Origin of the sequence: Faecalibacillus intestinalis (assembly GCF_015097455.1) — a bacterium.
In the GTDB taxonomy this organism is placed as follows: domain Bacteria; phylum Bacillota_I; class Bacilli_A; order Erysipelotrichales; family Coprobacillaceae; genus Faecalibacillus; species Faecalibacillus intestinalis.
Genome location: NZ_AP024085.1, coordinates 2,163,596 through 2,175,374, shown reverse-complemented (window position 1 = coordinate 2,175,374; position 11,779 = coordinate 2,163,596). Strand labels below are relative to the sequence as shown.

Here is an 11,779-nt window from a genome sequence, read left to right as displayed (position 1 = left end):
AAAATTTAAATTAGATGAGTATTTAAGTAATTAAAATAGCATATTGGTTATAAAGGGTTGATAAAAATTAAAAAAATGGTATGGTTTAAGTAAATATTCTATATGAAGAAAGGATAGAAAAAATGAATAAAAAAGTAAGAAAAGCAATTATACCAGCGGCAGGATTAGGGACAAGATTTCTACCAGCAACAAAAGCAATCGCTAAAGAAATGTTGCCAATCGTAGATATTCCAACAATCCAATATATCATTCAAGAAGCAGTAGACAGTGGAATAGAAGAAATCTTGATTATTACAAACAGTAATAAACATGCAATGGAAAATCATTTTGATAAAAACTATGAACTAGAAGAAAGATTAAAAGAATCAGGAAAACTAGAACAAGTAAAAATGATCCAAGATATCGCAGATATGGCCAATATCTACTATATCAGACAGAAAGAACCAAAAGGATTAGGACATGCAGTACTTTGTGCTAAATCTTTTATAGGAGATGAACCATTTGCAGTCTTACTAGGAGATGATGTGGTTGTCAATAAAGAAGGAAAACCAGCTTTAAAACAATTAATAGAACAATATAGTAAAACATCAGCATCAGTAATTGGAGTACAAACAGTCGATAAAAAAGATGTCAGCAAATATGGAATCGTAGAACCATCAAAATCACATCCAGCAAAGGGAAGACTGGTAAAACTAACAGATATGGTAGAAAAACCAGCCGTAGAGAAAGCACCAAGTCAACTAGCAGTCTTAGGGAGATATGTATTGACACCTGAAATCTTTGAATTGTTAGAAACACAAGGAAAAGGTGCAGGAGGAGAAATCCAGTTAACAGATGCCATTAAAAGACTACTAGATAGACAAGCAGTCTATGCATATGATTTTGAAGGAAAGAGATATGATGTAGGGGATAAATTTGGATTTATCAAAGCAACAATCGATTTTGCATTAGATAGAGAAGATTTACATGATCAAGTGAATGAATATATTCATACATTAGTTGAAAAAGAAAAAGCTAAATAAAATATTATAAAGAAGCCTTTATTTAAGGGCTTCTTTTTTATAAAAATGAGTATAAAAGTATAATAATTTTTCTTTTTACAATATCTAAAATACTCTATAAACACCAAATCATAAAAAAAGCGTCAAAAAAGATCAATGAAAAAAACGTTGATATAAAGGCAGAAAAAGAGGGGAATAGAGAAAAAAATAAAAAAAGATAGAAAAAAAGCTTTACAAAAGGGAAAGAGGATGGTAATATAAATGGGCACTCGACGAGAGAGTCAAGTGAGAGGACATTGAAAACTGAACAGGAAAGAATAAAACACAACGTCAATTAAGTTAAAGAAATAAAAAAGAGCTAAACAGACTAAGAGATTGTCTGAAAGGAATAAGACAATGGAGAGTTTGATCCTGGCTCAGGATGAACGCTGGCGGCGTGCCTAATACATGCAAGTCGAACGCTTCACTTCGGTGAAGAGTGGCGAACGGGTGAGTAATACATAAGTAACCTGGCATCTACAGGGGGATAACTGATGGAAACGTCAGCTAAGACCGCATAGGTGTAGAGATCGCATGAACTCTATATGAAAAGTGCTACGGGACTGGTAGATGATGGACTTATGGCGCATTAGCTAGTTGGTAGGGTAACGGCCTACCAAGGCGACGATGCGTAGCCGACCTGAGAGGGTGACCGGCCACACTGGGACTGAGACACGGCCCAGACTCCTACGGGAGGCAGCAGTAGGGAATTTTCGGCAATGGGGGAAACCCTGACCGAGCAACGCCGCGTGAAGGAAGAAGTAATTCGTTATGTAAACTTCTGTCATAGAGGAAGAACGGTGGATATAGGGAATGATATCCAAGTGACGGTACTCTATAAGAAAGCCACGGCTAACTACGTGCCAGCAGCCGCGGTAATACGTAGGTGGCGAGCGTTATCCGGAATTATTGGGCGTAAAGAGGGAGCAGGCGGCACTAAGGGTCTGTGGTGAAAGATCGAAGCTTAACTTCGGTAAGCCATGGAAACCGTAGAGCTAGAGTGTGTGAGAGGATCGTGGAATTCCATGTGTAGCGGTGAAATGCGTAGATATATGGAGGAACACCAGTGGCGAAGGCGACGATCTGGCGCATAACTGACGCTCAGTCCCGAAAGCGTGGGGAGCAAATAGGATTAGATACCCTAGTAGTCCACGCCGTAAACGATGAGTACTAAGTGTTGGGAGTCAAATCTCAGTGCTGCAGTTAACGCAATAAGTACTCCGCCTGAGTAGTACGTTCGCAAGAATGAAACTCAAAGGAATTGACGGGGGCCCGCACAAGCGGTGGAGCATGTGGTTTAATTCGAAGCAACGCGAAGAACCTTACCAGGTCTTGACATCGATCTAAAGGCTCCAGAGATGGAGAGATAGCTATAGAGAAGACAGGTGGTGCATGGTTGTCGTCAGCTCGTGTCGTGAGATGTTGGGTTAAGTCCCGCAACGAGCGCAACCCCTGTTGCCAGTTGCCAGCATTAAGTTGGGGACTCTGGCGAGACTGCCGGTGACAAGCCGGAGGAAGGCGGGGATGACGTCAAATCATCATGCCCCTTATGACCTGGGCTACACACGTGCTACAATGGACAGAGCAGAGGGAAGCGAAGCCGCGAGGTGGAGCGAAACCCATAAAACTGTTCTCAGTTCGGACTGCAGTCTGCAACTCGACTGCACGAAGATGGAATCGCTAGTAATCGCGAATCAGCATGTCGCGGTGAATACGTTCTCGGGCCTTGTACACACCGCCCGTCACACCATGAGAGTCGGTAACACCCGAAGCCGGTGGCCTAACCGCAAGGAAGGAGCTGTCTAAGGTGGGACTGATGATTGGGGTGAAGTCGTAACAAGGTATCCCTACGGGAACGTGGGGATGGATCACCTCCTTTCTAGGGAGAGAAAGTTGTGCTTTCTTGTTTGGTTTTGAATGTCCATGACATTCAAGAGGACATTGAAAACTGGATAGTAGTAAAAAAAATTGCGAAAACGATAAAGAAGAGATTAGACATTAAAGAAAAAATAAGGTCTAGTACGAAAAGTCGAAAGTAACTAAGATTTTACAGCAAGTGTAAACGAAAAAAAGTTCAAGCAAGCAAACCTAGAAGGTAAAGCAAGAAAGGGCGTATGGGGAATGCCTAGGCACACTCCGGCGAAGAAGGACGCAGCAAACAGCGAAATGCGACGGTGAGCGGTAAGCACGTGAAGAGCCGTCGATATCCGAATGGGGGAACCCACACGGAGTCATATCCGTGTATCACATGTCGAATACATAGACATGATGAGGCGAGACGCAGGGAACTGAAACATCTAAGTACCTGCAGGAAGAGAAAATAAGAATGATTTTCTGAGTAGCGGCGAGCGAAAGGGAAAGAGCCCAAACCGATCTGAGGATCGGGGTAGTAGGATCATCGATAAATCAAACAGAGGATCATAGAGGAATCACATGGGAAGGTGAGCGAGAGAGGGTGAGAGCCCCGTACTCGAAATGAGAGACTGGAGAGAGATGACACCTGAGTAGGGCGGGACACGAGAAATCCTGTCTGAATCAGCCGGGACCATCCGGCAAGGCTAAATACGAGAGAGTGACCGATAGTGAACCAGTACCGTGAGGGAAAGGTGAAAAGAACCCCGGGAGGGGAGTGAAAGAGAACCTGAAACCATATGCCTACAAGAAGTCAGAGCCCGTTAAAGGGTGATGGCGTGCCTTTTGTAGAATGAACCGGCGAGTTACTGTATGGAGCGAGGTTAAGCAGGATATGCGGAGCCGAAGCGAAAGCGAGTCTTAAGAGGGCGCGAGTTGCATGCAGTAGACCCGAAACCGGGTGATCTAGCCATGACCAGGTTGAAGTTGGGGTAAAACCCGATGGAGGACCGAACCGACCCCCGTTGAAACGTTGGCGGATGAGTTGTGGCTAGGGGTGAAATTCCAATCGAACCCGGAGATAGCTGGTTCTCCCCGAAATAGCTTTAGGGCTAGCGTCGAGAGAAGAGTTGCGTGAAGGTAGAGCACTGAATATGTGATGGCCCCATCTCGGGGTACTGAGCATAATCAAACTGCGAATGTCACGCCAACATGCTCGGCAGTCAGACAGCGGGTGATAAGGTCCGTTGTCAAGAGGGAAACAGCCCAGACCATCAGCTAAGGTCCCAAAATGTATGCTAAGTGGAAAAGGATGTGGAGATGTACAGACAACTAGGAGGTTGGCTCAGAAGCAGCCATCCTTTAAAGAGTGCGTAACAGCTCACTAGTCGAATGACTCTGCGCCGATAATTTACCGGGGCTAAGCATACTACCGAAGCTATGGATCCCAAGGGATGGTAGGGGAGCGTTCCATGAACGGAGAAGTACGACCGAAAGGACGTGTGGAGATCATGGAAGAGAGAATGCCGGTGTGAGTAGCGGAACGTGGGTGAGAATCCCACGCACCGAAAACCCAAGGTTTCCAGAGGAAGGTTCGTCCGCTCTGGGTAAGTCGGGACCTAAGGCGAGGCCGAAAGGCGTAGTCGATGGACAACAGGTAGAGATTCCTGTACCCGTATATATGTGAAGGAATGACGGAGAGAGGAAGCTGCAGCCAGCGGCTGGAAGAGCTGGTGCAAGCGAGATATCGGGATGGCAGGCAAATCCACCATCCGAAACGAGAAGGCGTGAAGCGTACGGAAAGCTACGGCGAGTACGGAAGGCAGTGGAGGAACTTCCAAGAAAAGTTTCTAACGTTAAGTATATATGGCCCGTACCGAAAATGGACACACATGGGTGAGGAGAGAATCCTAAGGTGAGCGAGAGAACTATAGCTAAGGAACTCTGCAAAATGACTCCGTAACTTAGGGAGAAGGAGTGCTCATAGAGATATGAGCCGCAGTGAAACGGCCCAAGCGACTGTTTACCAAAAACACAGCTCTCTGCTAAGCCGCAAGGCGAAGTATAGGGGGTGACGCCTGCCCGGTGCTGGAAGGTTAAGGGGAGGGGTTAACGCAAGTGAAGCCCTGAACTGAAGCCCCAGTAAACGGCGGCCGTAACTATAACGGTCCTAAGGTAGCGAAATTCCTTGTCAGGTAAGTTCTGACCCGCACGAAAGGCGTAACGATTTGGGCGCTGTCTCAGCTGTAGACTCGGTGAAGTCTTAGTACCTGTGAAGATGCAGGTTACCCGCGACTAGACGGAAAGACCCCATGGAGCTTCACTGCAGGTTGATATTGGGATTTGATGCAGCATGTACAGGATAGGTAGGAGGCAAAGAGATGGATACGCCAGTATTCAAGGAGCCGCTGTTGGGATACTACCCCTGTTGTATTGGATTTCTAACCGGACGACGTAGAGCCGTTGACGGGACAGTGTCAGTCGGGCAGTTTGACTGGGGCGGTCGCCTCCCAAAGAGTAACGGAGGCGCCCAAAGATACCCTCAGCTTGGATGGAAACCAAGCGCAGAGTGCAAAGGCAAAAGGGTGTTTGACTGCGAGACCCACAAGTCGAGCAGGGACGAAAGTCGGGCTTAGTGATCCGGCGGTGCTGAATGGAAAGGCCGTCGCTCAACGGATAAAAGCTACCCTGGGGATAACAGGCTGATCTCCCCCAAGAGTTCACATCGACGGGGAGGTTTGGCACCTCGATGTCGGCTCATCGCATCCTGGAGCTGAAGTCGGTTCCAAGGGTTGGGCTGTTCGCCCATTAAAGCGGTACGCGAGCTGGGTTCAGAACGTCGTGAGACAGTTCGGTCCCTATCTGTCGTGGGCGCAGGAAATTTGAGAAGAGCTGTCCTCAGTACGAGAGGACCGGGATGGACGCATCAATGGTGGACCAGTTGTCACGCCAGTGGCATAGCTGGGTAGCTAAATGCGGAAGGGATAAACGCTGAAGGCATCTAAGTGTGAAACCCACTTCAAGATGAGATTTCCCATTGCGCAAGCAAGTAAGACCCCTTAAAGACGATAAGGTAGATAGGTCAGGAGTGTAAGCATGGTGACATGTTAAGCGGACTGATACTAATAGGTCGAGGGCTTGACCGAAAAGGCAAGCGAGCTTGAAAGAAGAAAAACTACTGTCTGGTTTTGAGTGTCCTGAAGACACTTGAAAAGAAGAATCTGGTAATGATAGCATGATGGACACACCTGTACCCATTCCGAACACAGAAGTTAAGCATCATCGCGGCGAAGATAGTACATTGTGCGAAAATAGCTCGTTGCCAGTTCCTTCTTTTTTTTATGCTTGTTAACTAAAAAATCCTAACAGATTGTGTTAGGATTTTTAAATACATTGTTTTAATTTCTCTACAATTAGTTCTATTTTTTCACTATCTAATGAGGAATAGTTCATAACATAAATATTATTGTTTTCTTCATTATTTTTGTAATATTGAGAAAGTGGACTTAACTTTATTCCTTTACTGTAGGCGTTGTTAATAATGTCTTTTTCTGCTTTTTCACTTTTTATTTTCATTAAAAAATGAACACCGGTAGTTTCATTATAAATTTCAATCTTATTATTTATACTGCTTGTTTGGAAAGCATTTAAGATTGTATTTTGTTTTTTTAAATAATAATTTCTTAAACGATTAATATGTCTTTCAAAATGCCCGTTTTCAATAAATCTAGAAAGTGTATATTGTTCAAAATTTGAAACGGTACATGAATAAAATGAAAGACGTTTATAATATTCATCAGCTAATGATTCTGGTAATACCATATAGGACATACGGATGGTTGATGATAGAGTTTTAGTAAAGGTATTCATGTAGATGATTTTATCGGAAACATCGATACTTTGTAGGGTAGGAATTGGTTTTCCTCCTAATCTTAATTCACTATCATAATCATCTTCAATAATATAATGTTTTTCAACTTTATTTGCCCAACCTAAAAGTTCATATCTTCTTGAAATTGGCATAACAATACCTGTAGGAAAATGATGAGATGGGGAGATGTGTATTACGTCAATTTTCTTTTCTTCTAATTCATTTGGATCAATTCCATATTCATCCATATCCACATATTCAAAATCAACATTCATACTTTTATAAATTTGCGCAGTTTTTGGATAACCAGGGTTTTCTAAGCCATATTTAACATCGTTTCCTAAAAGTTGAATAATCAAGCTATATAGATATTCTGTACCTGCACCAATAATGATTTGTTCAGGTTTAATATTCATATCTCTAAAATCTTTTAAGAAATTCGCAATGTTTTTTCTTAGTTCAAGAATTCCTCCACAAGGTGAGTTGATCATTAACTCTTCTTGATTATTTCTTAGTACTTCTTTCATGGTCTTGATCCAGGTAGTAAAGGGAAAGATATCACTTTCAGTTTGATTACTAGAAAAATCAGCTAAGTAGTGATTATGTCCACTTGTTAAAATCACTTTCTCTTTATTCATTTGTTTTTTAGAAGGAATATTTTTTAGATCAGTGACATAAAAACCTTTTTTTGGTAATGAATAAATAAATCCTTCTGACATAAGTAAACTATAGGCATTTTCAACAGTAATGATACTTACTCCAAGATTTTTTGAAAAAGGTCTCTTTGATGGTAATCTTTCTCCTGGTTTTATGTTTCCTAAAATAATGTCTTTTTTTATACATTTATAAAGATATTCATAAAGGGAATCTGACCCTATATTTGTAAGATTATATGTTAACATAATTGATTCCTCCTTAAACTGACCTTAATGAATATATTTAATTTGAATATTTTAATATGTTCACATTTAAGTATAATAAAAGCCATAACAAAAGTAAACAGGGGGATTAAAAAATGTCAAATGAAAGATATGCATTAAATAAACAATTAGCACAAATGTTAAAAGGTGGTGTTATTATGGATGTAACAACACCTGAGCAAGCAAAAATCGCAGAAGAAGCTGGAGCATGTGCTGTTATGGCACTTGAAAGAATTCCTGCAGATATTCGTGCAGCAGGGGGAGTTGCAAGAATGTCTGATCCAAAAATGATTCAAGAAATTCAAGCAGCAGTAAGTATTCCAGTTATGGCAAAATGTCGTATTGGACACTTTGTAGAAGCACAGCTTTTACAAGCAATTGAAATTGATTATATTGATGAAAGTGAAGTTTTATCACCAGCTGATGATGTTTATCATGTCAACAAAAGAGAATTTGAAGTACCATTTGTTTGTGGAGCTAAAGATTTAGGAGAAGCACTTCGTCGTATCAATGAAGGAGCAAGTATGATTCGTACAAAAGGGGAACCAGGAACAGGAGATATCGTTCAAGCCGTTCGTCATATGAGAATGATGAATAAACAAATTGCCCAAATTTCGGCTCTTCGAAAAGATGAACTTTTCGAAGTTGCAAAACAATTACAAGTACCATATGAACTTATAGAATATGTTCACGATCATAAAAAATTACCAGTTGTTAACTTTGCTGCTGGTGGAGTTGCTACACCTGCAGATGCTGCATTAATGATGCAATTAGGAGCAGAAGGAGTCTTTGTTGGTTCAGGAATCTTTAAATCAGGAAATCCTAAAAAACGTGCAGAAGCAATTGTTAAAGCAGTTACAAATTATAAAGATGCAAAATTGATAGCAGAGTTATCAAAAGATTTAGGAGAAGCAATGGTTGGGATTAATGAACAAGAAATTGAAATTTTAATGGCAGAAAGAGGAAAATAATGAAAGTGGGAGTATTGGCTTTACAGGGTGCTTTTATTGAACATGAAAAAAAGTTAGAAAAGTTGGGAGTAGAGTGTATTGAATTAAGGCAAAAAAAAGATTTGGAACAAGATTTTGATGGTTTAATTCTTCCTGGTGGAGAAAGTACTGTTCAAGGAAAGCTCTTAAAAGAATTGGATATGTTTGATATTTTACAAAAACGTATTCAAGATGGCTTACCAACACTTGCTACATGCGCAGGACTCATTTTATTAGCTAAGGAAATAGAAAATCAAAATCAAACTTATTTTTCAACAATACCTATGACGGTTAAAAGAAATGCTTATGGTAGACAACTAGGAAGTTTTCACACCATTGAAGAAATGAAAGGAATAGGAAAAGTACCTATGACTTTTATTCGCGCACCTTATATCGAAAGTGTACAAGATGGTGTTGATATTCTTTCTAAAGTGAATGACAATATTATTGCTGTTCAATATAAAAAACAATTAGCACTTGCTTTTCATCCTGAACTTGATGAAGATGATTCAATTCATCAGTATTTTATAAATATGATCAAAAAGTCTACAATGTAGGCTTTTTTCTTATATAATAAAAAAGAGGTGAATAAAATGGATCATCATCTAGAAATTGTTAAAACAAATATTAAATATCCTATTGTTTTTTATAATCATCAATTTAATAAAAGTCGACCAGTAAGTTCCCACTATCATCAAGATATTGAAGTTGTATATGTCGTTTCAGGAAAAGTAGAAGCATATATTGATGGAAAGAAAGAAATATTTTATCAAGGGGAAATGTTTATTATTAACTCACATAGTGTACATCAATTCAATTTTCCTGAATTTACACATTTATATACATATTTATTGTCAGTTGATGTCTTTAAAGAATTTCAAATTCAATCTTATTTCTTTAAATTAAAAGCTCCATCAAACAAAGAATGGTTTAAACCTTGGTTAGAAATGAAATATATTCACCATCTTTTACCAATAGAACAACATATTTTAATGTATCAACTTTATCAAAAACTCATACAGGATTGTTTATTAGATAAAAAACAAGAAGAAAACACAAAAGAAATTTATAAAATAATAGAAGAAATAGAAAAAAGATATAACCAAGATTTAACACTTGAAATTATAGCTGAACAATTTCACTTTCATCCTAATTCTTTATCACGATTATTTAAAAGACAAACAACGATTTCCTTTTATCAATATTTACAAAAAATAAGATTAAAACATGCTTATTATGATTTAATACATACTAACATGAAAATCATTGATATTGCTTTAAATCATGGATTTAAAAATGTAAAATCATTTGAAAATGTTTTTAAAAAAGAATATCATACAACACCAACAAAATATCGAAAAGTTAATAATTGACTATAAATTGTTAAAAAAGGCAATGAATTTCCTTTATAAAAAGAGAATAATAAAAGCAGGAGGAATCAATATGGAATGGTGGAAAAAGAGTGTTGTTTATCAAATTTATGTAAAAAGCTTTCAAGATAGTAATAATGATGGTGTGGGAGATCTACAAGGTATTATTTCAAGACTTGATTATTTAAAAACATTAGGTGTTGATGTATTATGGTTAACCCCTATTTTTAAATCTCCAAATGATGATAATGGCTATGATATTTCTGATTATAGAAGTATTCAAAGTGAATTTGGAACAATGAGTGATTTTGAGGAATTATTAGATAAAGCGCATCAAAAAGATATCAAAATTATTCTTGATTTAGTTTTTAATCATACAAGTGATGAACATTTTTGGTTTCAAGAAAGTAAAAAATCTAAAAATAATCCTTATCGAGATTATTATATTTGGAAAGAAGGAAATGAGGGAGATGTTCCAAATAATTGGACAAGCTGCTTTCAAGGCTCAGCTTGGGAACTTGATGAAAAGACAAATGAGTATTATTTGCATTTATTTTCTAAAAAACAACCTGATTTAAATTGGCAAAATCCTAAGGTAAGACAAGAATGTATTGATATTATGAATTACTGGGTAGATAAAGGTGTTGATGGTTTTCGTTTAGATGTCATTAATCTTATTAGTAAGGATGAAAGTCAATACTATGTAGACAGTACTATTAAAGGTCATCAAGTATGTGCAAATGGACCACATATTCATGAATATATTCAAGAAATGAATCAAAAAGTATTTTCTAGAAAAGAACTTTTAACAGTAGGAGAAACCCCTGCTGTAACAATCGAGGATGCTAAAAAATATGCTCCTTTAGATAATAAAGAATTAAGCATGGTCTTTCAGTTTGAACTAATGAATGTTGATGGTGCAGAAGTTAATAAATGGACAGATCAAAGATTTTCTTTAAAAGATTTAAAACAAATTATGTCGAGATGGCAAGTAGGAATGTATCAACAGGCTTGGAATTCTTTGTTCTGGAATAATCATGATCAACCACGATGTGTTTCAAGATTTGGTGATACTTCTTCTCCTTTGTGTCATGAAAAATCAGCAAAAATGTTGGCGATATGTTTACATATGATGCAAGGGACACCTTATATTTATCAAGGGGAAGAATTGGGGATGACAAATGTACCTTTTAATTCACTTGATGATTATCGAGATATTGAAACATTCAATAGTTATAAACAACTTGTAGAAATAGAAAAATCGGTAAGTCATGAAGATATGTTACGCTATATGAGAAAATCAAGTAGAGATAACGCTAGAACACCAATGCAATGGAACAAAGAAAAAAATGCAGGGTTTAGTGAACATATTCCTTGGATTATGATGAATCCAAATTATCAAACAATCAATGCTGAAGCAGAAATGAAAGATACAAATTCTATTTTTCATACTTATCAAAAATTAATTCAATTAAGAAAAGAATATGAAATCATTACTTTAGGTAAATATGAGTTAATAATGAAAAATGATGAAAATATTTATGCCTATAAACGTCTTTATCAAGATGAAGAACTTTATGTTTATTGTAATTTTACGGATAAGGAAGTAAGCTATGATGCATCTATTTTAAATAATGAAAAAGTATTGATTCAAAATTATAATCAACATCAAAAAGGAATTCTTAAACCCTATGAAAGTATTGTTTTCTATCAAAAAAGCAGAGCCTAAGCTCTGCTT

General features: G+C 38.2%; 6 protein-coding genes and 3 rRNA genes. 8 read left to right on the top strand and 1 reads right to left on the bottom strand.

From position 1 onward, the window contains the following. Positions 1-122 precede the first annotated feature (122 nt). The 4 genes from galU (at position 123) to rrf (ending at position 6,219) form a co-directional block, all read left to right on the top strand. Positions 123-1,022 (top strand): UTP--glucose-1-phosphate uridylyltransferase GalU, encoded by a 900-nt coding sequence (gene galU, locus Fi14EGH31_RS11585; RefSeq protein ID WP_107030690.1) that lies wholly within the window; start codon positions 123-125, stop codon positions 1,020-1,022. A 372-nt stretch (positions 1,023-1,394) separates the two neighbouring features. Next, a 16S ribosomal RNA gene (locus Fi14EGH31_RS11580) occupies positions 1,395-2,919 on the top strand. A gap of 215 nt (positions 2,920-3,134) precedes the next feature. Further along, positions 3,135-6,037: ribosomal RNA gene (locus tag Fi14EGH31_RS11575) — 23S ribosomal RNA — on the top strand. A 74-nt stretch (positions 6,038-6,111) separates the two neighbouring features. Then, positions 6,112-6,219: ribosomal RNA gene (gene rrf, locus Fi14EGH31_RS11570) — 5S ribosomal RNA — on the top strand. Together the 16S, 23S and 5S rRNA genes form the textbook arrangement of a ribosomal RNA operon. A gap of 56 nt (positions 6,220-6,275) precedes the next feature. Here the strand turns inward: rrf and pdxR are convergent. Then, positions 6,276-7,664: a MocR-like pyridoxine biosynthesis transcription factor PdxR gene (gene pdxR / locus Fi14EGH31_RS11565; protein WP_200764828.1), complete on the bottom strand. Its 1,389-nt coding sequence runs from the start codon at positions 7,662-7,664 to the stop codon at positions 6,276-6,278. A gap of 113 nt (positions 7,665-7,777) precedes the next feature. Between pdxR and pdxS the strand changes: the two genes are divergently transcribed. From pdxS to Fi14EGH31_RS11545, 4 genes are all read left to right on the top strand, one after another. Further along, entirely contained in the window at positions 7,778-8,653 is an 876-nt protein-coding gene (pdxS, locus tag Fi14EGH31_RS11560) for a pyridoxal 5'-phosphate synthase lyase subunit PdxS (protein ID WP_118473894.1), read from the top strand. Beyond that, on the top strand, positions 8,653-9,228 hold the full coding sequence (gene pdxT, locus Fi14EGH31_RS11555) for a pyridoxal 5'-phosphate synthase glutaminase subunit PdxT (protein ID WP_107030584.1): 576 nt from the start codon (positions 8,653-8,655) through the stop codon (positions 9,226-9,228). The genes pdxS and pdxT overlap by 1 nt, the downstream gene beginning before the upstream one ends. A 36-nt stretch (positions 9,229-9,264) precedes the next feature. After that, positions 9,265-10,044, top strand: a complete 780-nt coding sequence (locus Fi14EGH31_RS11550) for a helix-turn-helix transcriptional regulator (protein ID WP_117787366.1) — start codon at positions 9,265-9,267, stop codon at positions 10,042-10,044. A gap of 70 nt (positions 10,045-10,114) precedes the next feature. Next, the gene (locus Fi14EGH31_RS11545; RefSeq protein ID WP_022001091.1) at positions 10,115-11,770 is read left to right on the top strand and encodes a glycoside hydrolase family 13 protein; all 1,656 of its coding nucleotides are present in this window, start codon (positions 10,115-10,117) and stop codon (positions 11,768-11,770) included. The last annotated feature ends 9 nt before the right edge of the window (positions 11,771-11,779 follow it).